Source organism: Kribbella sp. NPDC004536, from assembly GCF_042873835.1.
Classification (GTDB): Bacteria; Actinomycetota; Actinomycetes; order Propionibacteriales; family Kribbellaceae; genus Kribbella.
Genome location: NZ_JBIALY010000003.1, coordinates 730,209 through 755,334, shown reverse-complemented (window position 1 = coordinate 755,334; position 25,126 = coordinate 730,209). Strand labels below are relative to the sequence as shown.

Annotated in this window: 25 protein-coding genes; 9 read left to right on the top strand and 16 right to left on the bottom strand. The window is 69.4% G+C overall.

Annotation, left to right across the window (positions count from 1 at the left end):
- Positions 1–82 precede the first annotated feature (82 nt).
- Entirely contained in the window at positions 83–925 is an 843-nt protein-coding gene (locus ACFYRU_RS28885; protein WP_387664082.1) for a helix-turn-helix transcriptional regulator, read from the top strand.
- Here the strand turns inward: ACFYRU_RS28885 and ACFYRU_RS28880 are convergent, their stop codons facing one another.
- The gene (locus ACFYRU_RS28880; RefSeq protein WP_387664080.1) at positions 926–2,716 is read right to left on the bottom strand and encodes a DEAD/DEAH box helicase; all 1,791 of its coding nucleotides are present in this window, start codon (positions 2,714–2,716) and stop codon (positions 926–928) included.
- Positions 2,717–2,774: 58 nt separating this feature from the next.
- Positions 2,775–3,341, bottom strand: a complete 567-nt coding sequence (locus ACFYRU_RS28875; RefSeq protein ID WP_387664078.1) for a Uma2 family endonuclease — start codon at positions 3,339–3,341, stop codon at positions 2,775–2,777.
- 120 nt (positions 3,342–3,461) lie between these two features.
- On the opposite strand from ACFYRU_RS28875, the gene ACFYRU_RS28870 reads away from it, so the two are divergent.
- On the top strand, positions 3,462–3,728 hold the full coding sequence (locus ACFYRU_RS28870; RefSeq protein WP_387664077.1) for a DUF3039 domain-containing protein: 267 nt from the start codon (positions 3,462–3,464) through the stop codon (positions 3,726–3,728).
- A 10-nt stretch (positions 3,729–3,738) separates the two neighbouring features.
- Here the strand turns inward: ACFYRU_RS28870 and ACFYRU_RS28865 are convergent, their stop codons facing one another.
- The 3 genes from ACFYRU_RS28865 to ACFYRU_RS28855 are packed head-to-tail and all read right to left on the bottom strand — an operon-like array spanning position 3,739 to position 6,114.
- On the bottom strand, positions 3,739–4,296 hold the full coding sequence (locus ACFYRU_RS28865) for a YqgE/AlgH family protein (protein ID WP_387664075.1): 558 nt from the start codon (positions 4,294–4,296) through the stop codon (positions 3,739–3,741).
- A gap of 7 nt (positions 4,297–4,303) precedes the next feature.
- Entirely contained in the window at positions 4,304–4,687 is a 384-nt protein-coding gene (locus ACFYRU_RS28860; RefSeq protein WP_387664073.1) for a VanZ family protein, read from the bottom strand.
- Positions 4,684–6,114, bottom strand: coding sequence for an NAD-dependent malic enzyme (locus ACFYRU_RS28855; protein WP_387664071.1), 1,431 nt, complete (start codon positions 6,112–6,114; stop codon positions 4,684–4,686). The genes ACFYRU_RS28860 and ACFYRU_RS28855 overlap by 4 nt, the downstream gene beginning before the upstream one ends.
- A 107-nt stretch (positions 6,115–6,221) precedes the next feature.
- On the opposite strand from ACFYRU_RS28855, the gene ACFYRU_RS28850 reads away from it, so the two are divergent.
- A complete protein-coding gene (locus ACFYRU_RS28850) occupies positions 6,222–7,211 on the top strand; it encodes a LacI family DNA-binding transcriptional regulator (protein WP_387664069.1) in 990 nt (329 codons plus the stop codon).
- 114 nt (positions 7,212–7,325) lie between these two features.
- Positions 7,326–9,185, top strand: coding sequence for a S8 family serine peptidase (locus ACFYRU_RS28845; protein ID WP_387664067.1), 1,860 nt, complete (start codon positions 7,326–7,328; stop codon positions 9,183–9,185).
- 73 nt (positions 9,186–9,258) lie between these two features.
- Here ACFYRU_RS28845 and ACFYRU_RS28840 read toward each other — a convergent pair whose 3' ends face one another.
- The 6 genes from ACFYRU_RS28840 to ACFYRU_RS28815 all read right to left on the bottom strand — a co-directional run bounded on the left by ACFYRU_RS28840 (position 9,259) and on the right by ACFYRU_RS28815 (position 17,187).
- Positions 9,259–10,263 (bottom strand): substrate-binding domain-containing protein, encoded by a 1,005-nt coding sequence (locus ACFYRU_RS28840; protein ID WP_387664065.1) that lies wholly within the window; start codon positions 10,261–10,263, stop codon positions 9,259–9,261.
- Between the two features lie 13 nt (positions 10,264–10,276).
- On the bottom strand, positions 10,277–11,296 hold the full coding sequence (locus ACFYRU_RS28835; RefSeq protein ID WP_387664064.1) for an ABC transporter permease: 1,020 nt from the start codon (positions 11,294–11,296) through the stop codon (positions 10,277–10,279).
- Complete coding sequence (locus ACFYRU_RS28830; protein ID WP_387664062.1) at positions 11,293–12,822, bottom strand: sugar ABC transporter ATP-binding protein; 1,530 nt, start codon at positions 12,820–12,822, stop codon at positions 11,293–11,295. The genes ACFYRU_RS28835 and ACFYRU_RS28830 overlap by 4 nt, the downstream gene beginning before the upstream one ends.
- Before the next feature lie 239 nt (positions 12,823–13,061).
- The gene (locus ACFYRU_RS28825) at positions 13,062–14,207 is read right to left on the bottom strand and encodes a CaiB/BaiF CoA transferase family protein (RefSeq protein ID WP_387664060.1); all 1,146 of its coding nucleotides are present in this window, start codon (positions 14,205–14,207) and stop codon (positions 13,062–13,064) included.
- Between the two features lie 47 nt (positions 14,208–14,254).
- Positions 14,255–15,364 carry an alpha/beta fold hydrolase gene (locus ACFYRU_RS28820; RefSeq protein ID WP_387664058.1) on the bottom strand — a complete coding sequence of 370 codons (1,110 nt, stop codon included), beginning with the start codon at positions 15,362–15,364 and terminating at the stop codon, positions 14,255–14,257.
- Positions 15,361–17,187, bottom strand: coding sequence for a hypothetical protein (locus ACFYRU_RS28815; protein ID WP_387664056.1), 1,827 nt, complete (start codon positions 17,185–17,187; stop codon positions 15,361–15,363). Before ACFYRU_RS28815 ends, ACFYRU_RS28820 begins: the two co-directional genes overlap by 4 nt.
- Before the next feature lie 85 nt (positions 17,188–17,272).
- Here ACFYRU_RS28815 and ACFYRU_RS28810 point away from each other — a divergent pair, with 85 nt between their 5' ends.
- Together ACFYRU_RS28810 and ACFYRU_RS28805 are read left to right on the top strand one after the other, a co-directional pair.
- Positions 17,273–18,013, top strand: coding sequence for a MerR family transcriptional regulator (locus ACFYRU_RS28810; RefSeq protein ID WP_387664054.1), 741 nt, complete (start codon positions 17,273–17,275; stop codon positions 18,011–18,013).
- A 258-nt stretch (positions 18,014–18,271) separates the two neighbouring features.
- Positions 18,272–18,496, top strand: coding sequence for a hypothetical protein (locus ACFYRU_RS28805; protein ID WP_387664052.1), 225 nt, complete (start codon positions 18,272–18,274; stop codon positions 18,494–18,496).
- A 90-nt stretch (positions 18,497–18,586) separates the two neighbouring features.
- Here ACFYRU_RS28805 and ACFYRU_RS28800 read toward each other — a convergent pair whose 3' ends face one another.
- From ACFYRU_RS28800 to ACFYRU_RS28790, 3 genes are read right to left on the bottom strand one after another with little or no spacing between them, the layout of a single operon-like run.
- Positions 18,587–18,739, bottom strand: a complete 153-nt coding sequence (locus ACFYRU_RS28800; RefSeq protein WP_387664050.1) for a hypothetical protein — start codon at positions 18,737–18,739, stop codon at positions 18,587–18,589.
- On the bottom strand, positions 18,736–20,043 hold the full coding sequence (locus tag ACFYRU_RS28795; protein WP_387664048.1) for a hypothetical protein: 1,308 nt from the start codon (positions 20,041–20,043) through the stop codon (positions 18,736–18,738). The genes ACFYRU_RS28800 and ACFYRU_RS28795 overlap by 4 nt, the downstream gene beginning before the upstream one ends.
- A gap of 51 nt (positions 20,044–20,094) precedes the next feature.
- Positions 20,095–21,549, bottom strand: a complete 1,455-nt coding sequence (locus ACFYRU_RS28790; protein WP_387664046.1) for a flavin-containing monooxygenase — start codon at positions 21,547–21,549, stop codon at positions 20,095–20,097.
- Positions 21,550–21,616: 67 nt separating this feature from the next.
- On the opposite strand from ACFYRU_RS28790, the gene ACFYRU_RS28785 reads away from it, so the two are divergent.
- Complete coding sequence (locus ACFYRU_RS28785; RefSeq protein WP_387664044.1) at positions 21,617–22,240, top strand: TetR/AcrR family transcriptional regulator; 624 nt, start codon at positions 21,617–21,619, stop codon at positions 22,238–22,240.
- A gap of 45 nt (positions 22,241–22,285) precedes the next feature.
- Here the strand turns inward: ACFYRU_RS28785 and ACFYRU_RS28780 are convergent, their stop codons facing one another.
- The gene (locus ACFYRU_RS28780) at positions 22,286–23,188 is read right to left on the bottom strand and encodes an aminoglycoside phosphotransferase family protein (protein WP_387664042.1); all 903 of its coding nucleotides are present in this window, start codon (positions 23,186–23,188) and stop codon (positions 22,286–22,288) included.
- 79 nt (positions 23,189–23,267) lie between these two features.
- Here ACFYRU_RS28780 and ACFYRU_RS28775 point away from each other — a divergent pair, with 79 nt between their 5' ends.
- On the top strand, positions 23,268–24,203 hold the full coding sequence (locus ACFYRU_RS28775) for an acetylxylan esterase (protein WP_387664040.1): 936 nt from the start codon (positions 23,268–23,270) through the stop codon (positions 24,201–24,203).
- Positions 24,204–24,239: 36 nt separating this feature from the next.
- On the opposite strand, the gene ACFYRU_RS28770 is transcribed toward ACFYRU_RS28775, so the two are convergent.
- Positions 24,240–24,698 carry a winged helix-turn-helix transcriptional regulator gene (locus ACFYRU_RS28770; RefSeq protein ID WP_387664038.1) on the bottom strand — a complete coding sequence of 153 codons (459 nt, stop codon included), beginning with the start codon at positions 24,696–24,698 and terminating at the stop codon, positions 24,240–24,242.
- 36 nt (positions 24,699–24,734) lie between these two features.
- On the opposite strand from ACFYRU_RS28770, the gene ACFYRU_RS28765 reads away from it, so the two are divergent.
- The gene (locus ACFYRU_RS28765) at positions 24,735–25,124 is read left to right on the top strand and encodes a hypothetical protein (RefSeq protein WP_387664036.1); all 390 of its coding nucleotides are present in this window, start codon (positions 24,735–24,737) and stop codon (positions 25,122–25,124) included.
- Positions 25,125–25,126 lie beyond the last annotated feature (2 nt).

Here is a 25,126-nt window from a genome sequence, read left to right as displayed (position 1 = left end):
CCGAGCCGGGCGAGGCAGAGCGAGCCGACCCTGGGACCGGCGCTCCCTGGATACCGGCGCCCGCGCCTGGGATCCTGGGACGGTGGATCGCGACGGGCTGGCGGAGTTCCTCCGGGTACGGCGGGAGGCGCTGCAACCGTCCGACGTGGGACTCCCCGCCGGACTGCGCCGCCGTACGCCCGGTCTGCGCCGCGAGGAGGTGGCGAGCCTCGCGACCATGTCGACGGACTACTACACCCGCCTCGAACAGGCCCGCGGCCCGCGCCCGTCGCGCCCGGTCCTCACCGGTCTGGCCCGCGCGCTGCGGTTGTCCGACGACGAACGCGCCCACCTGTTCCGGCTGGCCGGCGAACAGCCCGCACCGCCACCCGGTCCGCCCGCGGACGTACGATCCGGCGTACTGCGGATGCTCGCGCGTCTCGACGTACCGGGGCTGGTCCTGGACGCGAAGTACGACGTACTCGCGTGGAACCCGTTGGCGGCTGCGCTCGTCACGGACTTCTCCGCGATCCCGCCGCGCGAGCGGAACCTGCTGCGGCTGCGGTTCCTGACGGACCGGCAGCTGGAGCTGTTCGGCGAGCAGGCGACGCGGGAGTTCGCGCGCGAGGCGGCGGCCGATCTGCGGGCGGCGACCAGTACGTACCCGGACGACCCGGAGCTGGCCCGGCTGGTCACCGATCTGCGGGCCGGGAGCAAGGAGTTCGCGGCGATCTGGGCCCGGCACGAAGTGGGCCGGCAGCAGTCGTTGTGCCAGACGATCTTCCATCCGCAGGTCGGCCGGATCGACGTGATCTGCGAGGTGCTCGTAGTGCCCGAACGCGACCAGCGCGTGGTGCTGTACACGGCCGAGCCCGGGTCGCCGTCGGACCAGGCCATCCGGCTGCTGGACGTGATCGGGACGCAGGAGCTGACGACCAGGCCCTGATCAGGCGCGGCGCTGGGTGGCCCAGTCGCGGATCAGCTCGATCCGCTCCTTCAGCTGGATCGAGGACGCGTGCGCCGCGGCCGGACCGCCGAGCTTGCGGCGGAGGTCGTTGTGGATCACGCCGTGCGGCTGGCCGGTCCGGTGGTGCCAGGCGGCGACCAGGCCGTTCAGCTCGCGGCGGAGCAGGCCGATCTGCTCGTGGGTGGCCAGCTCGGTCGGCGTCGGGTCCTCGCGGTCGGTCGCGGGCCGCTGCGACTTCTTCTGCGCCGCGAGCGACTTCTGCTGGCGTTTGTGCAGCAGTTCGCGGACCTGGTCCGGCTCCAGCAAACCCGGCAGCCCGAGGAAGTCCAGCTCCTCGTCCGACGCGTTCTCGCCGCCGGTGCCGTAGTCGCCGCCGTCGAACACCACCCGGTCGAAGCTCGCGTCCGACCCGAGCGCCTCGAAGTTTCCTTCGAGCTCGTCGCTGGCGCCCTCGGCCTGGTTGGCCTGCTTCAGCAGGTCGTCCTCGAGCGCGAAGATGTCGCCGTCGTCGTTGCTGTTCTTCCGGCCCAGGACGTGGTCGCGTTCGACCTCCATCTCGGCCGCGAACCCGAGCAGCCGGGTCACCGACGGCACGAACACCGACGCCGTCTCGCCGCGCTTGCGGGCCCGGACGAACCGGCCGACGGCCTGCGCGAAGAACAGCGGCGTCGACGTCGGCGTCGCGTACACCCCGACCGCGAGCCGCGGCACGTCGACACCCTCGGACACCATCCGGACCGCGACCATCCACCGGGACTCGTCCGCGGAGAACTTCGCGATCTTCTTGCTCGCCGCCTTCTCGTCGGACAGTACGACGGTCGGCGACTCGCCGGTGAGCTCGCGCAGCGTCTTGGCGTACGCCCGGGCGGTGTTCTGGTCGCCGGAGATGACCAGCGCGCCGGCGTCCGGCATGTGCCGCCGTACCTCGGTCAGCCGCTTGTCGGCGGCCGCCAGCACGGCACCCATCCACTCGCCGGCCGGGTCCAGCGCGGTCCGCAGCGCCTGCGCGGTCAGGTCCTTCGTCAACGGTTCGCCGAGCCGGGCCGCGACCTCGTCGCCGGCCTTGGTCCGCCAGCGCATCTCACCGGAGTACGACATGAAGATGACCGGCCGGACGACGTGGTCGCGCAGCGCGTGCCCATACCCGTAGGTGTAGTCCGCCTTGCTCCGGGCGACGCCGTCGTGGCCCTCCTCGTAGGTGACGAACGGGATCGGGTTGTCGTCGCTGCGGAACGGCGTGCCGGTCAGGCAGAGCCGGCGCGCGGCGGGCTCGAACGCCTCGCGGACGCCGTCACCCCAGCTCAGCGCGTCGCCCCCGTGGTGCACCTCGTCCAGGATCACCAGGGTCTTGAACCGCTCGGTCCGGACCCGGAACGCGAGCGGGTTCACCGCGACCCCGGCGTACGTCACCGCGACACCCTGGTAGTCCTGGTTGGTCTTCCCGCGGCGCCCGGCGAACGCGGGGTCGATGGCGATCCCGGCCCGGTCCGCGGCCTCGGCCCACTGCACCTTGAGGTGCTCGGTCGGCGTCACCACGGTGATCCGCTCGATCAGCCGCCGGTGCAGCAGCTCGGCGGCGACCGTCAGCGCGAACGTGGTCTTACCGGCGCCCGGCGTCGCGACCGCGAGGAAGTCCCGCGGGTTGGTGTCCAGGTACTGCTGGAGCGCCTCGGCCTGCCAGGCTCGCAGCTTGCTCGCGGTACCCCACGCCGCCCGATCCGGATAGGCCGGTGGCAGGACAGCAGGGTTGGCCGGCACGTGCGAATCCACAGACAGCTACTCCCCCGAAGTCGACAGTGTGCCGGGCAGGAAGGTTACCCGAGATCGGTTACGAGAGCAGATCCGCAGGCACCACCGTCACCTCGAACGGGCTCGTCAGCCGCACCGGTTCGTCCCCGGTGGCCTTCGCGACCTGCACGTATGCCCCGTCCTGTAACTCCCACGCGATCAAGCTCGGCGTGTCGGGATCCACCACCCAGTACGCCGCACACCCGGCGGCCTCGAGCCGCGACCGTTTGAGCATCAGGTCGAACCGGCGCGTGCTCGGCGACAACACCTCGACGGTAAGTAGCGGCGGCCCCGGAAGATCCCGCTCGCTGAACGCGTCGCGGGGCGCGACCAGCAGGTCCGGCTCCAGGACCGTGTCTTCCGCCAGCACCACGTCGACCGGGGCATACAGCACCAGCAGGTCCGACGGGCAGGCCGCGAAAAGCGCCCGATAGACCGCGGCCGAGACGATCTGATGGCGCGGCTTCGGCGCCGGGCTCACGAGCAGGACTCCGTCGATGAGCTCGTATCGGTGCCCGTCATCGGGCATCCGCTCGAGATCCGTGCGCGTCAGCGGCACGGCCGCCGGCCACGGCGCATGGGTCGGAATGGGTTCCACAGCACTCATACTGCCTCCTCTGATCGGTCACGCCAGAGAACATGCCGTGATCTGCCCCGGTTGCCCCGGGAATCTTGGTGCTGTGGAAAAGTTCCGGGTGGGCTGGTGACACGTCCTACACTCGGGGGTATGAGTACTCAGCTGACCCCCGGCGCGGAGACGGTTGTCGACGAGCGGACCCAGACCTCGCCGGCCGAGCCTGGTGATCACGAGCGGTTCTCGCACTACGTGCCGAAGGACAAGCTGACCGAGGCGATGGTGATGGGCACGCCGGTGGTCGCGCTCTGCGGCAAGGTGTGGGTGCCCAGCCGCGACCCGCAGCGCTTCCCGGTCTGCCCGGAGTGCAAGGAGATCTGGGAGTCGCTCAACCCCGGTGACGAGGGCGGCGAGGAGTAGGGCCTAGGGCCTAGTTCTGGGTCGGGTCGTCCGGGTACGTCGACACGTACGCCATCTGGTCGGTCTGGCGGCGGAGCACCCGCCGCCACAGCGTGTCCGGGTTGTGGCCGAACACGTCCGCCGGCTCGGACTCCACCACGTACCAGGCACCCTCGGCGATCTCGCCCTCCAGCTGCCCGCTGGACCAGCCGGCGTACCCGGCGAAGATCCGCATCCGGGTGATCGCGCCCTCGAGCAGCTCCGGCGGTACGTCGAGGTCGACCAGCCCGATCCGCCCGAAGCACTCCCGCCAGCCCGGTGGGTCGATGTCGTCGGCCACCTCGGCGACCGCGAGTGCGCTGTCGGTACCGACCGGGCCGCCCATGAACAGCACGCCCGGTTCGTCGACGGCCGACGACCAGTTCGGCAGCACCCGGTCCACGGACAGGTCCGCGGCACGGTTCACCACCACTCCGAGCGCACCGTCGTCGTCGTGGTCGAGCAGCAGGATCACCGACCGGCGGAACGGCGGCTCGTCGAGCAACGGGGTCGCCACCAGCAGCGAACCGGTCAGGGTCGAGACCGTCATACCTCCATCATGGCGTACGACGGGGCGCCCGCGGGCGCTTGACCGTAGCCAGCCACGCACCCAGCGCGACTCCGGCCAGGTCGGCGAGCGAGTCGAACGGGTCACCGTCGCGCTGCGGCAGGAACCAGTGCTGGACGATTTCGCTGATCACGGCGTTCGCGGCCAGTGCCGCCAGCAACCAGCGGGCCGGGAGGCCGATCTTCAGCCCGGTGAACGCGACCGCGCCGAACAGGAAGCAGTGCGCGACCTTGTCGATCTGCGGGATGCCCGTGTCCGGACCGGCCTCCTGCGGGGCGTAGACGCCGTACAACTGCAGCGCCACCGCGACGACGAAGGCGATCCGCCAGGCCCAGGCCGAGACCTTGGGCCTGCTCTCCGTGGTGACTGTCACAGGGCCGGCGCGTCGTCCGGGAAGTTCTCGTGCGCCGGTGCCTTGCCCCCGGCCGCGTCCCGGACCGCGTGCGCGACCCGGGTGTGCACCTCCGGGTGGAAGACGCTCGGCACGATGTACGTCGCGTTCAGCTCCTCGTCGGTCACCACGCCGGCGAGTGCGCGCGCCGCGGCCAGCTCCATGTCGACCGACACCTTCGAGGACTGCGCGTCCAGCAGACCGCGGAAGACGCCCGGGAAGACCAGCACGTTGTTGATCTGGTTCGGGTAGTCGCTGCGGCCGGTGGCCACCACGGCCGCGTGCTCGCCGGCCTCGGTCGGGTCGACCTCCGGGGTCGGGTTGGCCAGCGCGAACACGATCGCGTCCTCGTTCATCGTGGCGATGTCGGCGCCGTCCAGGATGTTCGGGGCGGAGACGCCGATGAACACGTCGGCACCGGCCAGCGCACCCTTCAGGTTGCCGCTGTACCTGGCCGCGTTGGTGTTCTCCGCGATCCATCGCAGCTCCGGCGACAGGCCTTCACGCTCGGTGTGGATGACGCCGTCGATGTCCGCGACCACCGCGTCCTTGACGCCCGCGGCGAGCAGCAGCTTGAGGATCGCCGTACCGGCCGCACCGGCGCCGGACAGCACCACCCGGACGTTCGTGATGTCCTTGCCGACCACCCGGAGCGCGTTGTACAGCGCGCCGACCACGACCACCGCCGTACCGTGCTGGTCGTCGTGGAAGACCGGGATGTCCAGTTCCTCCCGCAGCCGGGCCTCGATCTCGAAGCAGCGCGGCGCGGAGATGTCCTCCAGGTTGATCCCGGCGAACCCGGGCGCGATCGCCTTCACGATCGAGACGATCTCGTCGGGGTTCTGGGTGTCCAGGCACAGCGGCCAGGCGTCGATCCCCGCGAACCGCTTGAACAGCGCGGCCTTACCCTCCATCACCGGCAGCGCGGCCTTCGGGCCGATGTTGCCGAGTCCCAGTACGGCCGAGCCGTCGGTGACGACCGCGACGCTGTTCCGCTTGATCGTCAGCCGGCGCGCGTCGTCGGGGTTGGCCGCGATCGCCAGGCAGACCCGCGCCACACCTGGCGTGTAGATCATCGACAGGTCGTCACGGTTGCGGATCGGGTGCTTGGCCTCCATCGAGATCTTGCCGCCGAGGTGCATCAGGAAGGTCCGGTCCGAGACCCGGCCGATCTCGACGCCCGGCACGGCGCGCATTGCCTCGACCAGGCGGCCGGCGTGCTCGGTGTCGGCCGCGGCGCAGGTGACGTCGATCCGTAGCCGCTCGTGGCCGGACGCGGTCACGTCGAGCGCGGTGACCAGACCGCCGGCCTGCTCGACCGCGGTCGTCAGCTTGCTCACCGTCGAGCCGCCGGCGGGCACCTCGAGGCGAACGGTGATGGAGTACGAAACACTCGGCAAGGCAGTCACGCGGGTGATCCTCTCATGGCACTGGTAAAGCTCCGAGATTCCGTACGTAAAGAACACGGGTAATCCATTACTTGCCGGTTACCGCCCGGTCTGCAAGGGTGGCGACCGTGCCGACTGTCAGCGACGTGGCCGCGCGGGCCGGGGTGTCCACGGCCACCGTTTCGCGGGCGCTGAACGGCAAGCCGACGGTCGATCCCGGCCTGGCCGAGCGGGTCCGGGCGGCCGCCGCCGAGCTCGGGTACCAGCCCAACGGCCCGGCCCGGAACCTGCGCCGGCAGGAGGCCGCGGTGGTCGCGCTGATCATCTCGGACGTGGAGAACCCGTTCTTCACGGCGATCGCGCGCGGGGTCGAGGACGTCGCGCACGAGGTCAGGTACTCGGTCGTCCTGTGCAACTCCGACGAGAGCGCGGAGAAGGAGAACCGGTACCTCGACGTCGCGCTGCAGGAACGGGTCGCCGGGGTGATCCTGTCGCCGAGCGGTCCGGGTACGTCGGTTGCCAAGCTGGCGTCGCGGGGTACGGCGTACGTCGCCGTGGACCGGCCGCTGCCGGGCGCGGACAGTGACGTGGTACTGGTCGACACCCGCCTGGCGGCGCGGGAGGCGACCGCGCATTTGGTTGCCCAGGGCTACGAACGGATCGGCTGTCTCACCGGGCCGTCCGGAGTACGAACGGCCGACGACCGGCTGGCCGGCTACCGCGACGCGCTGCGGGCGGCCCGGCGCCGCACGGCGAAGCTGGTGCGCCGTACGGAGTTCAAAGCCGCCGGCGCCTATCGCGCGACGCACGACCTGCTGGCCCGACCCGAACCACCGGACGCCCTGCTGATCGCGAACAACGCGATGGCCGTCGGCGCACTCCAAGCCCTGCAGGAGCGCGGTGTCCGGGTGGGCCGGGACGTCGGCGTCGTCACCTTCGACGACGCCCCGTGGGCCGCCCTCGTCGACCCACCACTCACAGTCGTGGCGCAACCGGCGTACGAGCTCGGCACCGAAGCCGCCCGCCTCCTGCTCGCGCGCATCGCCGACCCCACCCGCCCGCCGACCGCAACCACCCTCGGCGCCCGCCGCATCGAACGAGCCAGCTCTTCGCGTTGACACCAGCTCCAGTTCAGGTCGTTTCCAGCGTGAATGGACATGGTGCCCTTCAATACTCCCCGTAGTCCCCTGGAGGACTCCTTGTATCGAAGGCCTCGGCTTGTGCTGGGTGCGTTGCTCCTGGCACTGCCAACATCCGTAGCCGCAATCGCCGCATCTCCGGCGGGTGCCGCACCTGTGCCCCAGGAGCACGTCGCAAAGTCGGCGACGAGCTCCAAGGTGCCAACCCTGCTCCGGGATCGCGCGGCGCGCATCGCCCAAGCGATGGCGTCCAATCCGAAACGAATGCTCGCGGCAACTACGACCCGGCAGCTCGCTGCGGGCGTGATGCATATCGACGAACAGGGCGGCATCGACGTCCTTCTCCACTCGGTAGCAACAGCCAGCCGGGCGGAGACCGCAGAGCTGAATCGGCTCGGCGTCACAGTGAACGCCGGCTCCGGCGACTTCGCGAACGTACCTGGCATCGATCTACCCCAGACCGGCCTGCTGCGCGCTACTGTTCCGTACGACAAGCTCGATGCGGTCGCGGGGCTGGACTGGGTGACCGCCATTCGTCCCGCGCTGCGGCCGGCCACCGATGTCGGCCCAATCACCGCCGAAGGGGTTCAGCTGCACAAGGCCGACCTCGCGCAGGCCAGTGGCTTCAGCGGACGCGGTCAGACGGTCGGCGTGATTTCCGGTGATGTCGATCATCTCGCCGACTCAGTGGCGCAGGGTGAGCTTCCTAGCGACGTGAAGGTTGTTCGGCGGGCCGACTACGACGATGACGAGGGCACCGGGATGCTCGAAATCATCCACGACCTGGCACCCGACGCGAAGCTGGCGTTCGCCAGCACCGGCGAGACCCTCGCGGACTACGTCGACGCATTCCACGACCTGGCCAACGCGGGATCTGATCTGATTGCCGAAGACATCGCGTTCGACGACGAGCCTGCCTTCCAGCAGGGCATCGGGGCGGCGACCGCGGAAGCCCTCGCCCGCCACGGCGTCTGGGTCAGCTCCTCGGCCGGAAACCTCGGAACCAGGCATGCACCCCGGGTGCCCGCAGTTGGCACAACGACCGGACCGGACGGAGTCCAAGGCCCCTTCACAGGTTGTCCCACTGCTCCGAAGAACGTCGTCAAGTTGCGCGGCGACGACAGCACGTACGACATCAACCTGAAGCCAGGCGCCGTCGTCATGCCGACTTTGCAGTGGAGCGAGCCACGGGCGATCTTCCCGACCGCGGGCCAAGGCGGATTCACGGATCTCAACCTCTATCTGATGGACAGCACGGGCACCCAGTGCCTCGCCTACAGCAACGCGACACAGGCTGATGGCGTCGGCGATACGATCGAGCAGTTCATCTACGAGAACTCCACCGACGTAGCGCAGCGGGTGAAACTGGTCGTCGACGTCGCGGGCACCTCATCCGCCAAGGCTGCACCCGTCCTGGACCTACGCTGGCGGGCTCTGTCTGCCGGTGTGCAGGGCATCGACCCACCGGAGCGAGCCGGTTCGCTGAATCCGGACTCGAACTATCTCGGCTTTGCCACCAGCGCCGGCGCGGTCAACGCGAGCGCTTCCGTCGATCCTGCAACGGTTGGCCTCGAGTCGTTCAGCGCCGCTGGACCTGTGCAGATCATGTCTACGACCAAGTGTGCTGACGGAGTCTCAGGCCCGTGCAAGGGTGTCCCGGGGGACGACACGCAGTCGCGGACGCACGACGCTCCCACGTGGACCGCTGGAGATGGCGAATCTGTCAGCGGTGCAGGGGAATTCGGTAGCGGCAGCTGCCCCACGACGGTGCAGGGAGATTGCCGATTCTTCGGCACCTCTGCGTCGGCACCGACCGCAGCTGGAGTCGCCGCACTGACCCGCCAGGAGTTCGGTGGTCGTCTCAGCCCGGCCGGCCTGAATGCCATCCTCGCCGGCCGTGCTGTGCAGCGCCCAGGTCTGGGCTTCGGCGCCGGAGTCCTTCAGGCTCGCTGACGTCCAGCACAGCAATTACGACGCCTCCTCCTGGAACGAGTTGCTCTCCAGGGGGAGCGCGTCGTGTGCCCCCTCACCCCGTGGGGTTCTCTTCTGCGTAGATCTTCGCGGCGTTGGACGGGTCGATCAGCCGGGTCGGGAGGGTTTGCGTCTTCGGGATCGTGCCGCAGTCGATCAGGAGTTTCTTGGCGGCGGCGATCGCTTCCTTGCCGTTGGTCGGGTAGGTGAAGGTCGCCGACAGCCGGCCCTGTTCGACGGCCTTGATGCCGCCGGACGGGATCGGCAGCGCGTCGATGCCGGTGAACTTCATCTCCTTCTCGCGGCCGACCGCCTTCGCAGCCAGGTACGCGCCCTCGGCCATCGGGTCGTTGTGCGAGAACACCACGTCGATCTTCGGGTTCGCCTTCAGCAGCGCGTCCATCTGCGACTGGCCCTTCTCCCGCAGCCAGTCACCGCTCGCCGACGCGATCACCTTGACCTTCGGGTTCTCCTTGATCCCCTCGACGAACCCTTCGTGCCGTTCGGCCTGCGGCGTCGCCCCGGCCAGACCCTTCAGCTCCACGACGTTCCCACCGGACGGCAACAGCTTCTCCGCGATGTACTTCCCGGCCTCACGCCCGATCTGGACGTTGTCGCCGCCGATGAACCCGGTGTACGCGTCGCCCTCGACCTTGCGGTCCAGCACGATCACCGGGATGCCCTTGTCGTACGCCTTCTTCACCACCGCGGTCAGTGGCTTCGCCTCGTTCGGGCTGATGATCAGCAGGTCGATCTGCTGGGTGATGTAGTTCTCCACGTCCGCGACCTGCTTGGCGTTGTCCTGCGCCGCGTCCGCGAACTTCACGTCGAACTGCGGCACGTCCTTGGCGGCCGCCTTGATGTCGTCGTCCATCCGCTGCCGGTACGGCTCGGCGACGTTGGCCTGGCTCATCCCGATCGTGTACTTGCCGTCGGCACCCTTGCACGACTTGGACGCGCCTGGCGACGCACCCGCGGTCCGCTCGTTGGTGGTCCCGCAACCGGCCAGGACCAGCGCGGCAACGGCCGCAGCAGCCAGGGGAATTCTCACAGAACGCATGACGGAACCTTCCTTACGAGGTGGGGCGGAGCCGTTGCAGCGCGGCGGCGGCAACGATCACCAGACCCTTGATCAGCAGCTGGATGTTGGAGTCGATGTTGTTCAGGGCGAGGATGTTGTTCAGTACGCCGAGCAGCAGCGCGCCCGCGACGGTGCCGGCCACCGAACCGCGGCCGCCGGCCAGACTGGTACCGCCGATCACGACCGCGGCGATCGCGTCCAGCTCGTAGCCGATGCCGTCGTTCGGGCTGCCCTGGTTGAGCTGTACGGCGTGCACGATGCCGGCCAGCGACGCGAGCAGCCCGCAGATCGCGAACACCGCGACCTTCACCCGTACGACCGGTACGCCGGACAGCCGCGCCGCCTTCTCGTTGCCGCCGACGGCGTACAGGTGCCGGGAGAACGCGCTGACCCGGAGGAACACCACGGCGGCGATCGCGACCACCGCGAAGATGATCACCGGGATCGGCACCAGCCCGCCGAAGGTGCGTTCGCCGAGCAGCGCGAACGACGCGGGCGCCTCGTTCGGCCCGTCGCCGTAGGCGATCGCGACGCCCTGCCCGCCGGACCAGATCCGGGCCAGGCCTCTGGCTATCTGCAGGCCCGCGAGCGTCACGATGAACGACTGGATCCCGATCATCGCGGTCGCGATCCCTTGCAGGGCACCGAAAACCAGGCCGATCGCGAGCACGAGCACGACCGACGGCAGGAAGCCCCAGTCGTTCTCGACCATCAGTACGGCCGAACCGACCGCGGCCAGGCCGAGCACCGCGCCGACCGACAGGTCGATGCCGCCGATCAGGATCACGAACGTCATCCCGACCGCGATGATGCCGATCTCGGACACCGCGCGGACAACATTCGCCAGGTTGTCCGCGCTGATGAACAGGATGTCTCCGTTCTTCCGCGGCGAGAAGATGATCGCCGCGACGAACACCGCGATCAGCCCGAACACGCTCTGGAACCGGAACAGCGTCGCCGCCACGGACACGTTCTCCGCCGGCGCCACCTTGTCCTGTAGTGCCTCGGTCATTGCGCTCCTCCCACCTCGCCTTGTCCCATCGCTGCCGCGAGCAGGTCGCCCTCGCCCGAGTCCGCCGTACTGAACTGCGCGACGTCGCGGCCGTCCCGCAGGACGACGACGCGGTCGCAGACGCCGACCAGTTCGGGGAGTTCGGACGACGCGAGCAGTACGCCGATGCCCTGCGCCGCGAGCTCTCCGAGCAGGCGGTAGATCTCGGCCTTCGCACCGACGTCGACGCCGCGGGTCGGCTCGTCCAGCAGGAGCAACCGGGGCGACGTGAGCAGCATCCGGCCGAACACGACCTTCTGCTGGTTGCCGCCGGACAGCGTGCCGACCTCGTCCTGCAGCCGCCCGAACTTCAGCCGCAACCGGTCCGCCATCGACAGCGACGCGGTCCGTTCCAGCCGGCGCGCGATCACCCCGAGCCGGCCGTACGCACCGAGACTCGAAACAACCGTGTTCGCGAGGATCGAGTGGAACAGCACCAGCCCGGACGCGCGCCGGTCCTCCGGGACGAAACCGATGCCTTGGGCAAGCGCCTGACGCGGTCCGCGCGGGTGGATCGGCTTGCCCTGCAGGAGGATCCGGCCGGTCCGGGTACCGCCGGGCGCGACGCCGTACAGGGTCTCGAGGAGTTCGGTACGGCCGGCGCCGAGCAGGCCGGCCAGGCCGACGATCTCGCCGGCGCGGACGGTCAGCGAGATGCCGTCGGGGTCGCGGCGGCCGGGGCGCTCGGCCTTCACGGCGAGGTTCTCGACCCGGAGGAGTTCGTCGCCGGTGTCGCTGTCCGGGGTGCTGAACATGGTCTGCACCGGGCGGCCGACCATCGCCTCGACGACTTCGGCCGTACTGAGTTCGCGCGGGTCGAAGCTGGTCACGATCCGGCCGTTGCGGAGTACGGTCGCCCGGTCGGCGATCCGGGCGATCTCCTCCATCCGGTGCGAGATGTAGACGATGCCGACGTCGCGTTGCCGGAGTTCGCGGATCACGTCGAAGAGTCGTTCCACCTCGGAGGTGGTGAGCGCGGAGGTCGGCTCGTCCATGATCAGCACGCGGGCGTCGAGCGAGATCGCCTTCGCGATCGTGACGAGTTGCTGCTCGCCGACCCGGAGGTCGCCGACCGGGCGGCGCGGGTCGAGGCTGACCCCGCTGCGGGCGAGCAGGTCGCGGGCCTCGCGTTCCATCCGGCGGCGGTCGACGGTGCGGTACGGCGTCCGCAGTTCGCGGCCGAGGAAGATGTTGTCCGCGACCGACAGCCCGGGGACCAGATCGAGCTCCTGGTGGATCATCGCGATCCCCGCGGACTGCGCGTCGGTCGGGCCGCCGAACCGGACCGGGCGGCCGTCGATCGCGATGCTGCCGTCGTAGTCGGTGACGTCGCCGGACAGGATCTTCATCAGCGTGCTCTTGCCGGCCCCGTTCTCGCCGAGCAGCGCGTGCACCTCGCCGGCCCCGAGCGCGAAGTCCACCTCGTGACAGGCTCGCACCCCGCCGTACCGCTTCCCGATCGCAGTCATCGTGACGAGGTCCGGCACCACAGCACCTCCACGATTCGGGCGAGTAATCGATTTCCCGGACGCTAGACGGGTCCTCCGCGCCCGTCAACCCCTCACCACGCCAACGGCCCCAACCGTGACGCACCTGCGAACGCAGCGGCAGCTATTCGACCCGAGTCGAAAGGTGCGGACCGCCAGGCCATCACAATCGATCGCCCGCAACGGCGCCACGCCTGCGCCCGGCGACTGCGCCGCATTGTGATGGCGTGGCGGTCCGCCTACTCGTCCAGCCAGGCGCGGACAGACTCGTTGTGCTCGCCCAGCCGGGGTGGCGGGAGGTTGGTTTCGCGGGCGCCGGCGTACGGGTTGTCGTCGAAGCGGAGCGGCGGGCCGGGGAGCTGGATGGTGCCCAGCGTCGGGTGTTCGACGTCGATGAGCAGGCCCTGGGAGCGGGTCTGTTCCCAGTCGTACACCTGCTGGAAGTCGCGGACCTTGCCGGCCGGAATGCCCTTGTCCGCAAGGTGTTCCAGCCAGGCGTCGGCCGAGTCCCGCGCGAAGGCGGCCTCGATCGCTGCGGTCAGTTCGTCGCGGTGTGCGACCCGGGCCGGGTTGGTCGCGAAGCGGTCGTCATCCGGGTCGAGGCCGACGATCGGAGCGAACAGGCGCCACAGGCCCTCGCTGCCGACCGCTACCTGCACGATGTCGTCGCGGGTGCGGTAGAGCCCGTACGGCGCGATCTGGGCGTGGTGGTTGCCGATCCGCTCGGGCAGCTCGTGCGCGACCGTCCACTTCGTCCCGTGGAACGCGTGCACGCCGACGACCGACGCGAGCAGGCTGGTCCGGACGACCCGCCCCTTCCCGGTGATGGACCGCTCGTGCAGGGCGGCGAGCGCTCCGTACGCGCCGTACATCCCGGCCAGCAGATCCGAGATCGGGGCGCCGACCTTCGTCGGTTCGGTCTCGCCGGTGATGCTCATCAGACCGCCCTCGCCCTGGGCGATCTGGTCGTACCCGGCGCGGCCGCCCTCCGGGCCGTCGTGCCCGAATCCGGTGATCGACAGGATCACCAAGGCGGGGTTGAGCTCGTGCAGCCGCTCGTTCCCGAAGCCGAGCCGGTCGAGCACGCCCGGGCGGAAGTTCTCGATCAGGATGTCGGCCTTCCGCACCAGCTTGGCCAGGAACTCCTTGCCGTCCGCGGACTTGAGGTCCGCGGTCACCGACTCCTTGTTCCGGTTCGCGGACAGGTAGTACGTCGACTCACCGGCCACGAACGGCGGTCCCCAGCCGCGGCTGTCGTCGCCGCCGTTCGGGGTCTCGACTTTGATCACCCGCGCCCCGAGGTCCCCCAGCATCATCGCCGCATGCGGCCCGGCCAGCGCACGGGTCAGGTCCACCACGACGACATCCGAGAGAAGGTTCTGCACGGGGTCGAGCGTAGGCGCATCACGGCCGCGCGGCCGTGACGCGACTCTCAGGCGGAGGCCTTGCGGGCCAGGGAGGCCAGGCGGTGGGTGACGTCCCGGGGGCGTTCCTGCATGAGCATGTGGCCGGCGCCCGGGTAGAACCACAGACGGGCGGTGGGCAGCTCGGCGGCGATCCGATTCGCGTGCCGGGGCGGGAGCAGGCGGTCGCGGGTGCCGTGCATGATCTCCACCGGGAGCTGGTCGAGCGCCTTCAGTACGTGCCCACGCTCGTGCTGCAACATCGCCTCGAAGAACCCGCCGTACGAAACCCCCGGCACGACCGCCAGATCCTCCATGAACAACTGCACCTCAGCCGGATCCACCTTCTTCCCAAACACCACCTGCTTCAAAGCAGGCCGCTGCAACCGCGCCGCGAGGGCGCCCGCGCGGCGCGCGACCTGAGCCAACCGCGCCGCGGACCGCGCGTCCCCGGCGGCCTGGGCCCGCTCCGCCGCACCCCCGGCGATCTCCGCCGCCAGCGCAGCACCCGCCTCCGCCGCTTCGGCGCTGGGCGCGTGCACACCGCCCGCGCGCCTGAGCGCCTCGCGCTCCGCACCCTCAGCGCCGGCTGCCGCCCGGGTTGCTGCTCGGCGGTCGATCCGCCTGCCTACCGCGTTCAGCACTCGGGGGGCGATCTTCGCCGCTGTCGGGTCGAAGCGGGCCGGGATGCCGAGGGCGCCTTCGGTGAGGTGGCCGGAGGTGGTGCTGACCAGGGCTGCTGCGCGGATGCGGGGGCCGAAGAGCTCCGGGTACTGGTCGGCGGCGGCCATCAGCGTCATGCCGCCCATCGAGTGGCCGGCGTACACGACCGGGCCGTCGCCGACGACCTCGTCGAGGACCGTGACCAGGTCGTCGGCCAGCTGCTCCAGCCGGGTGGACCCGGTGGGCGCGGCGTCCGACCGCCCGTGGCCGCGGTGGTCGTACGTGACGACGCGTACGGCGTCGCGCCCGAGGATCTGCGGCAACCCCTCGACCTGGTGGTGCCAGGACCGGGTCGAACACGTCCAGCCGTGCACCAGCAGTACGGTCACCGGCGCGTCGGCCGGCCCGGTCACCTCGACGTTCAGCCGTACTCCGTCAGCGGTGGTGACCCCGGAGCGCTCCAACTCGATCGTCACGCGATCTCCCGTTCCCGTTCGTCGGCAGTACTCAAGTGGGCCGCTCGGAGGCGTCCACCGCGGGCGCCACGCCCGACCAGCCACGCGATCCCGAGCACCTCGAGCAGCCCGACGACAGCGAGCAGCGCGTACCCGGCGTTCCACATCCATCGTGGCACGTCCTCGCGCTCCTCCCGCCGCAGCACCTGCTGCTCGTTCACGAACTCGACGGTCTGCCCGTTCGACACCTGGACGGCGGGCTTCGCGATCGCGACGTCCTCCGGCGCGTACACCCAGGCGGCGACCATGTCCCGCTGCCCCTGGTGCAGCCGGATCATCGACTTCCACTTCCCGTCCATCGGCAACGCGTCCCGCGACCGGTAGGTGCCGTCAGCAACCTTCTCCATCGGGTGGTACACCAGCCCGCCGCCCTGCCAGGCGAGCGCCTCGAACCAGCGCGCCCCGACCGCGGCGTCCGCGGGCGTGAGCGAGATCGTGACGTACGCCGTCGGCTCGGCCCCCGTGGCCACCCGCTCCAACGACACGACCCCGGTCACGCCCGGATCCGCGGACCGCGGTACACAGAAGAACACCGTCGCGGCCACGGCGACCAGCCCGGCGGCTCCCAGTTGATGGGTACGCCGAACCGCGATCGCGCGGATGTTCTTGATCCCGATCGCCCGCGCCTCGCCCGCGACCTCGGCGTACCGGGTCGCCAGCCAGGCCCCGACCAGACCGGCGCCGACGCCCACGACGACGCCGTACCCGATCGCGGACGGCAGGATCGTCGACGGCCAGGCGATCGGCATCCAGACGTGGCTCCAGGCGTACTCCGCGACCACGCCGACGGTGCCGATCAGTACGCCCGCGACGCCGCCGAGCCGGAACCGGTTCTTGTTGCCGAGGGCAAACGCCGCCACCTCGACCAGGACCGCCTCCACGATCAGCAGCGGGAAGTGCCCGACGATCTGGCCGAGCGGCTCGGCCACCGCGAACGCGATCCCGCCGCGGATCAGCAGGTACACGCCGAGGGCTACGAACGTGGAACCCGGACCGCGCCGCGACCGCAGGATCGTGAACGCCATCGTCGCGCCGAACACGATCAGGATCGGCTGCAGGATCAGCGGGAACTGCGGTACGCCGTAGTTGAACTCGGTGCCGAACAGATCCCAGGCGATCAGCAGCGCACCGACCGACACCATCTCCTGGAACACGCGCCGCTTGTTCGTACCGGCCAACTGCTCCACCTCGGCGATCGCGAGCAGCCGGGCGAAGATCGAGAACACCACGCCGCCGATCATCAGCAGGTGCGTCGGACCCCACAGCGTCACGTCCTCACCGAACAGCCGGTGCCAGACGTCGTCGAGCGGGAACCCGACCAGCGCGAACGTTCCGCACACGGTGACGAGCGCCGCGCTGCACGGGATCCGCCAGCCCTTCGTGAGCTTGATCGTCCGCGCCGGCAGCGGTTTGCGGGCCAGCGCGATCGGCAGTACGCCGGACACGATCACGCCGAGGATGCCGAAGAAGATCGGGTAGTGCGCCGCGGTTCCGAACGGGCCGGTGTCGCGGCCGCGGTCGATGTGGATCGCGATGTCCCACCAGACCCCGAACGCACAGGCGAGCAATGAGGCCGCATGCAGGTACGGCGTGAGCGCGGCCCATCGGGGGACTCCGTCCAGTCTCCCGATGGTGTCCGCGAACCTCCCTACCAGCGTGACGTGGCCGGTGCGTTCGCGCCACAGGAGCACGGCGAGTGCGAGGTACAGACAGCCGACCACCCCGGTGACGATGGCGATCTGGTCGAAGGTCGCGGTGCCGGTCGTGGCGAGCGGGACTGCCATTGGCGTACTCCTTCGGGACATGAGGCATGCGCCATGAGGCATGTTACATCCGCTATGTAACGTGAAGTCTGGAAGACTGTCAAGGGTGGAAGAGGAGCTCACTGTCGACCAGCTGGCCGCGAAGGTCGGGATGACGGTCCGGAACGTCCGCGCGTACGCCGGGCGCGGGCTGATCGCACCGCCCCGGCTGGTCGGCCGGACCGGGTACTACGGAGCCGAGCACGTGGCCCGGCTGACGCTGGTCCGCGAACTGCTCGACAAGGGCTACACGCTGGCCGCGGTCGAGCGGATGATGGCCGAACTGCCCGACGGCGAGCTCGCGCTGGGCGTGTTCGAGACCCTGGTGAACCCGTGGACGCCCGCGGAGCCGGAGGAGCTCGAGGAACACCAGCTGGCCGCGCGGGCGGGCGTACCGCACGACCCGGCGGTGATCCAGCAGATCGTCGAACTCGGGATCGCGGAGCGGCTCGAGGACGGCCGGCTGCGGATCCCGAACCCGGACCTGCTCCGCACCGGCCTCGAGGTGATCAAGCTCGGCGTCCCGATGCAGGCGATCTTCGAGATGCTGCCGAAGCTGTTCGCCCAGGCCGACGCGGTCGCCAAGACGTACGTCGAACTGTTCCGCTCGACCGTCTGGCGCGACTTCACCAACGCCGGGATGCCGGCCGACGGCTGGCCGGAGATCCAGCGCACCCTCGAAGGCATCATCCCGCTGGCCGGCCAGGCACTGGTCGCGGCGTTCCGCGAGGCGATGGCCCGCGAGATCGAGCAGGTCGCCTACGAGGAGCTCGGCCTCAATCCGAAGGAACTGCCGTCGACTGGGTAGCCCTTGCCTGACCCTCAGCTGTCCCCGACGGCTGGCTAGGGGGTAGTTCGGGTACCGGGTAGGTAATCCTCCGCATGTGTGAACCGGTCCTCATGCGGGAGCGTATTCCTACCAGAACCCGAGGCAGGAGGAAGAGGATGCGCCAGATCCAGATCCGCCGGCGACCCAGCACCAGCACGACCCGCCGGCAGGGACAGAACCAGACCCTCGACCTCCGGACCCCGTCCGGCCGCAAACTCCCCTTCTGAAAGCACGACCATGAAGCTCCGACTCCACGTCCACCACGTCCGTACCGGCGGCTGGTGCGCAGACATCGACGACGACAACGACCGGCAGCCCGACGACCCGTACTGGTGCGTCGACGCGTGGCCGACCTTGGAGTCCGCACTGACCGCCGGCTGCGCCGAACTGGCGAAGCTGGTGTCGACGGCCGACCTGTCCCGGCTCAGCGGGACGTACTACGAACCGGCACTGGCCGCCTGAACCAGCGGGGAACACGAGGCCCGGGGAACCGCAGGGGGTTCTCCGGGCCTCACTTTTGGGCCTCACTTTTCGGGCCTTACTTTTCGGGCCTTACTTTTCGGGCAGGTCCCCGACGTCCGCATCCCAGTCCTCGTCGTCGGTCGCCTCGTGGCGGCGGGCGATGCGGACGAACGCGATGATCAGGAAGACCGGCCCGAGGACCATCGCCGCCTCCGGAACTCCGCCCATGTGCAGGCCGATCACGAGGCGGTCACCAGTGCGATCCCGCCGGCGGTGAACGCGACCATCGCGGCCAGCATCGGGTACTGCGCGCGGCGGAGCCGGCGACGACGGAAGAGTTCGGTCGCGCGATCGTGCGCGGACACTACCCCTAGTACGTGTCCGAGCACGATCGCGCCGATCTGTACGCCTGCGATCAGTCCGGTCCCGAGGAACGCGTAGTCAATCCGCGTCCCGCCGGTGCCGAACAGGTCCCAGCCGCGGCCGAACGGGTCGGTCGCGAGCAGCCAGCCGTCCTGGCCCTGGAACAGCGCGAACGAGAAGTAGTGCGCGACGGCGTACCCGATCGCGATCGGGACCAGCGAATGCACGAACGCTCCGGGCAGACCTGCCGGTCCGAGCGCGCCGGGCCGGACCTCGGCCGCGCCGGTGGTGCGCGCGGCGAGCAGGAACAGGCCGGTGACGATCGCGACCGAGACGACCAGGCCGAGCGTGTACACGATCAGGTGTTGCGGGCGGCTGAGCTCGCCGGTGCGTTGCGACCACGCCGACCAGCGGGAGATCCCGTCGAAGGCCGTTGACCCGAGCAACAAACACAGCAGGCCGACGAGGCCGCGCCGCTGCGGCAGCGTGGCCAGTCCGGCGAGCGGGTTCCGCAGTACGAGTCGACCGTTGGCGCGGCCAATGGGGCTCAGGTGTGCGAGTACGTCGCCGTACACCTCGAAGCTGTCACCGACCGCGAACCAGGCCGGCCCGTAGACGATGCCCGCGGCAACGTTCACGACCGCGTACCCGGTGACCGCGATCGCGACCACCCGCGGCTCGGATCCGTTCGGGTAGACCAGTTCCAGCCAGAGGAACCCGGCCAGGCCCGCGACGGCCGGCCAGTACGCGATCCCGTCGGGCAGTTGCCGGTACGACGTACGCCTGACGACTCCCGCGATGGTCCGCAACGGATTCGCGAGCCGCCAGATCGGGCCGCAGAGCAGGGACAGCGGGATGATCCCGACCCAGATCCACACGTACAACCAGGTCGGCGCGGGATTCTCCGTCGGGCTCCCGAACCACGCCGCGCCGAGCAGCAGGGTGAGCGCCGCGAGACCCAGCAGCTTGAGCACTGTGCGAACGATCCGATGGTCGGCGATCCGCGTACCGACGATCAGCGGTACGCCCGCGGCCGATGCGAACCGCGGGCGAGACCAGAACGCGGCCAGTGCGAAGAACGAGACCGCGACCGCGGCGCCAGCGGAGTAGACCGCGAGCCACAGCGGTACCGGCAGGTCCCCTCGACCGCCGATCCCGTGCAGCGCCACCAGTTGAACCACCACCCGGCGCGCCTCCTCCGATCATTTGACTGATCGAATGTAACACGCACGATGTCACATAGCGAGGGTCTGATACTCCGCGGCGTCGAACCGGCGGGTCAACTGCCGGAACCGGAACGTGAACGACGGCCAGAGCGTGGTGTTGCGACCCTCGGAGTCGAGGTACCAGCTGGTGCAGCCGCCGCGGGTCCAGATCGTGTTCCGCATCGACGACCGGACCCCGTCGACGAACGCCCGCTGCACGTCCCGCCGTACCTCGACCTGCTTCAGGCCGTGCGCATCCATGGTCCGCAGCGCGTCCACGATGTACGCGATCTGCGACTCGATCATGAACACCATCGAACTGTGCCCGAGGCCGGTGTTCGGGCCGATCAGCATGAAGAAGTTCGGGAAGCCGTTGATCGCCGTACCGAGGTGGGCCTCCATGCCGTCGGCCCACGCCTGCCGCAGCGAGACTCCGTCCCGGCCGTGCACCATGTCCATCACGGGCAGGTCGGTGACCTTGAAACCGGTGCCGTAGATGATCGTGTCCACCTCGTGCTTCACGCCGTCGGTGGTGACGATGCCGGTTGGCGTCACCTCGGCGATCCCGTCGGTGACGACCTCGACGTTCGGCCGGGCGAGCGCCGGGTAGTAGTCGTCGGAGATCAGCACACGCTTGCAGCCGAGGGTGAAATCGGGCGTGAGCTTGGCGCGCAGCAGCGGGTCGCGGACCTGGTGCGCGAGGTGCTTCTCGGCGACCTTCTGCGCCTGCTTCATGATCGCGGGCAGCTTCGCGAACCCGAGCACCATCGACTCACGACCCCAGTAGATGCCGGCCCGCATCGCCTTCTGCGCAAGGGGAAACCGCCGGTACACCGCCTTCTCGGCCGCGGAGATCTTCCGGTCCGGCCGCGGCATCACCCACGGCGGAGTGCGCTGGAACAGATGCAGTTCCTCGACCTCCGGCTGGATCGCCGGCACGAACTGGATCGCCGACGCGCCGGTGCCGATCACGGCGACCTTGCGGCCGCTGAGGTTCAGGTCGTGGTTCCACCGGGCCGAGTGGAAGACCTCACCCTCGAAGTCCTCGATGCCGGGCAGCTTCGGGTACGACGGCTCGGCGAGCGGGCCCATCCCGGACAGCAGGACGTCCGCGGTGAACTCGCCCTGACCGGTCGTGATCCGCCACTTGCCGTCCTCCCAGCGGGCCGACTCGACCGCGTGTCCGAACCGGAGGTGCGGGCGGACGCCGAAGTCGTCGGTCACCTTGCGCAGGTAGTCCTCGATCTCGGGCTGCGGCGAGAACGTCGACGACCACTCCGGGTTGGGCGCGAACGAGAACGAGTACAGGTGCGAGGGCACGTCGCACCGGCAGCCCGGGTAGGTGTTGTCCCGCCAGGTGCCGCCGACGTCGTCCGCACGCTCCAGCACGACGAAGTCGTCGTACCCGGCCTGCTTCAGCCGGACCGCCATCCCGATCCCCGCGAACCCGGTGCCGATCACCACGATCCGGTGCTGCTCGCTCATCTCCGGCCTCCGCTCGGCGGTTGAACTTACTCGCAGTAAGTTACTCGGAGTCAGTTAGACTGCGCAAGTGACGTCCACCACCACCGCACCCAAGCGCCGGCGCGACCGGGCCGCCCGTGAGCGGGAGATCCTCGAGGCGGCCGAACGGATCTTCGGCGAACGTGGGTACCAGGGCACGTCGATGGACGACGTCGCGGCGCAGGTCGGGGTGTCGAAGCCGCTCATCTACCAGTACTACGGGTCGAAGGACGGGCTGTTCCTCGCCTGCCTGGCGCGGCTCCGGGGTCAGCTACTGGAGACCGTCGCGGATGCGGTGATGGCGGCCGCAGACGCCGAGGACTCGCTGTACGCGGGGTTCCTGGCGTGGTTCAGGTTCCTCGACGAGCACCCGCAGGCGTGGTCGGTGCTGGTCGACGAGGGCATGCTGAGCGCCGGACCCGCCGCGGAGGCCACGGACGAGGTACGGGCCGCGTTCATCGAGCTGATCGCGACGATGGTGCGGATGAACGTACCCGCCGGGCGTCCGGCCGACGAAGAAGAAATCCAGATCGTTGCCCAGAGCATCTCCGGCGCCACCGAACGGCTCGCGATCTGGCGCACCCGCTCCACCGACCCGCCATCCCCCGAGAAGGTCGCCCGTGCCCTCCAAGACCTCCTGTGGCAGGGCCTGCACACCCTCAAAACCACATGATCCACAGCTAGCCGAGCCGACCTTCCACCACGCCCGGATCGCGCTCTAGAAGTCGGACAGGATGTCCGCGACGTTTGCCTGGCCGTTCGCCAGCGTGCCGGCGCGACGGTTCAGGTAGTACGGGATCGCGATGATGACGAGCGACAACGCCCATCCACGCGCACGCAGCCAGGTCGCGTCGTCCACTTCCAGCGCCCGGCGGTACGCCGTACGCGACTCTCCTTCGAACAACCACCACGCTGCCAGTACATCCCCGGCCGGATCCGCCGCGCGCGACGTACCGAAGTCGATCACCGCCGACAGCTTGCCATCGGCAACCAAGACGTTGCCGGCCATCAGGTCCCCGTGGATCCAGCGCGGCACCCCGTCCCAGACGTCCGCCGCCAGCGACTCCTCCCACGCCGCGGTCACCCGGTCGACGTCGAAGTGCTCCTTGAGCTGGTCCAGCGCCTCGCGGAACATCCCGTCCCGCGGCGCCAACGGCGTACCCCGGCTGAACGGGTCCGCGGACGGCACCGGCGCCCCGGTCGTGTCCACCTCCCGCAGCGACCGCACAAACCCGGCCAGCTCCTGCGCCGCCCGCACTCCGTCGACCCGGTCGAGCGAAAACGGCGCCCCAGGCAACCATCGGTAAACGCCCCAGCTGAAGGGATAACCGGCATCCGGCTGACCCAGCGCCAGCGGCTCCGGGATCGGCAGCGACACGTACGGAGCCAACCGCGGCATCCAGGTCAGATCCATTTCGGCCTGCCCCTGCGTACGCTCGGTCCGCGGCAACCGCACCGCCAACTCGCCCCCGACCCGGAACGTCACGTTGTCGGTCCCCGAGTCGTCAACCACCCGTACCGGCAGGCCGGCCCAGCGCGGAAACTGCGCCCCCAGCAGCCGCTCCACCAGCCCGGAGTCGATCCCCACCTCGTCGTCGTGCAACTTCGGTACGCCAGCCACCGCGCGACCTTCACACCGCCACGCCCCACGGGTCAACCGATTTCGTCAGAGAATACTTGTCCTGATGATTGGAGCCTTCATGTCTCTGCCACCGCTCGGACCCGACGTCACCCAGGAGTTCGCCCGGACGATCTACGGCCGCACACCGGACGGCGCCAAGCTCGGCGACCTGGTGCTGCAGTCCCGCGAGGACGGCGTCCTCGCGGGCACCGCGGACCGACTCCGGCATCGTGCGACCGTCGCGTGCCCGCTCGGCAACCTCGAGTTCGACACACTCCTGCATCTCCCGTCCGGCAACGACCCGACGCCTGTCGTGGTGATCCTGAACTTCGACGGCAACGACGAGACGCTCACCAGCTTCCCGTACGAGAAGATCATCCAGGCCGGGTACGCCGTACTCACCGCCCACTACCAACAGATCGAGCCGGACGACCCGAACCCGCCGGCCCCCGGCGTACGCGGACTGTTTCCCGCGGAGACCTGGGGCGCCGTCGCCGCCTGGGCCTGGGGCCTGTCCCGGCTGATCGACATCGCCGCGACCGTCGACCGGATCGACTCGACGAACGTGGTCGCGCTCGGCCACTCCCGCCTGGGCAAGGCCGCCCTGTGGGCCGGCGTACAGGACGAACGCATCACGGTGACCGCATCAAACGAGTCGGGTTGCTGCGGGGCGGCACTCTTCCGGCACCCGGGCGGCGAGGACATCGAGGCGATCACCAGAAGGTTCCCGCACTGGTTCGTCCCGTCGTTCGCGCAGTACTCCGGCAGGGAGGACGAGCTACCCGTGGACCAGCACCAACTCCTCGCCAGCATCGCACCACGCCATGTATACGTATGCAGCGCCGAAGACGACGCCTGGGCCAACCCCGAAGCCGAACACCTCTCCGTCGAAGCAGCCCGCCCCGCCTTCCCCCCAAACGCAATCGGCTACCACCTCCGCCCAGGCGGCCACGCCCTCCTGGAAGAGGACTGGCTGAAGATACTCGCCTTCTCCTCGCAAGCCCTGTCGCAGTAACAGCCAGAACGGGCCCGGTCGGCCCGGTGCGGCCGGTCAGGCGTCAATGGCCGCGCCGGGACCGGGCAGCAACTCCACGTCCATCGGTCCCAGGCTCGCCCCGCAGGTGTCGCAGGTGAAGCTGGGCGTCAACTGGCCACCGCAACCATGGTGGCGCGTGAGCAGCGGCGGCCCGTCCGGGCTGCGGTACTTGTCGCCCCACATCAGCAGCGACATCACCACGTTCCACAGGTCCAGCCCCTGCTGGGTCAGCCGGTACTCGTACCGGTCCGGCCTGGTCTGGTACAGCTCCCGCTCGAGGACCCCTGCCTCTACGAGCCGCGCGAGACGGTCCGACAGTACGTTGTGCGCGATCCCGAGGTGCGTCCGGAAGTCCTCGAAGCGGCGGGTCCTGGTCAACGCCTCACGAACGACCAGCAGGGTCCAGCGGTCGCCGACAACCTCGAGCGCCCGGGCGATCGAACACACCTGGCCCTCGTACAAACGCGGAAGCATGCGACCAGCGTAGTCGATTGTGTGAAACAATCAGCTGTGCCGAAAGACATTCCGCAACAGGAAACCGCAGAGTTCAAGGTGGCTCCGGTCAAGCCGGCGATCGCCCCCGAGGACCTGGACAAGATCGACATCCGGGTCGGGTTCATCGAGCAGGTCGAGGACGTTCCGAGGTCCGACAAGCTCGTCCGGCTGCTCGTCGACTTCGGCGGCTTCAAGCGAACCATTCTCGTCGGCCTGAAACAGGAGCGCGAAGACCCGACGGAGATCCGAGGCCGGCAGGCACTCTTCGTCGTCAACCTCGCCCCGCGGAAGATGATGGGCGAACTGTCCGAGGGCATGATGTTCGACATCGGCTACGCCGACCACATCACGCCCGTACTCGGCATCCCCGAGCGCCCGGTCCCCAACGGAACCAGGGCCGGATGAAC

What these genes read in the sequence shown, in the direction of transcription:
- ACFYRU_RS28870 (WP_387664077.1), top strand. Translation starts at nt 3,462, where the DNA reads ATGAGTACTCAGCTGACCCCCGGCGCGGAGACGGTTGTCGACGAGCGG.
- ACFYRU_RS28875 (WP_387664078.1), bottom strand. Translation starts at nt 3,341, where the DNA reads ATGAGTGCTGTGGAACCCATTCCGACCCATGCGCCGTGGCCGGCGGCC.
- ACFYRU_RS28840 (WP_387664065.1), bottom strand. Translation starts at nt 10,263, where the DNA reads ATGCGTTCTGTGAGAATTCCCCTGGCTGCTGCGGCCGTTGCCGCGCTG.
- ACFYRU_RS28770 (WP_387664038.1), bottom strand. Translation starts at nt 24,698, where the DNA reads ATGCTTCCGCGTTTGTACGAGGGCCAGGTGTGTTCGATCGCCCGGGCG.
- ACFYRU_RS28790 (WP_387664046.1), bottom strand. Translation starts at nt 21,549, where the DNA reads ATGAGCGAGCAGCACCGGATCGTGGTGATCGGCACCGGGTTCGCGGGG.
- ACFYRU_RS28865 (WP_387664075.1), bottom strand. Translation starts at nt 4,296, where the DNA reads ATGACGGTCTCGACCCTGACCGGTTCGCTGCTGGTGGCGACCCCGTTG.
- ACFYRU_RS28805 (WP_387664052.1), top strand. Translation starts at nt 18,272, where the DNA reads ATGAAGCTCCGACTCCACGTCCACCACGTCCGTACCGGCGGCTGGTGC.
- ACFYRU_RS28815 (WP_387664056.1), bottom strand. Translation starts at nt 17,187, where the DNA reads ATGGCAGTCCCGCTCGCCACGACCGGCACCGCGACCTTCGACCAGATC.
- ACFYRU_RS28775 (WP_387664040.1), top strand. Translation starts at nt 23,268, where the DNA reads ATGTCTCTGCCACCGCTCGGACCCGACGTCACCCAGGAGTTCGCCCGG.
- ACFYRU_RS28835 (WP_387664064.1), bottom strand. Translation starts at nt 11,296, where the DNA reads ATGACCGAGGCACTACAGGACAAGGTGGCGCCGGCGGAGAACGTGTCC.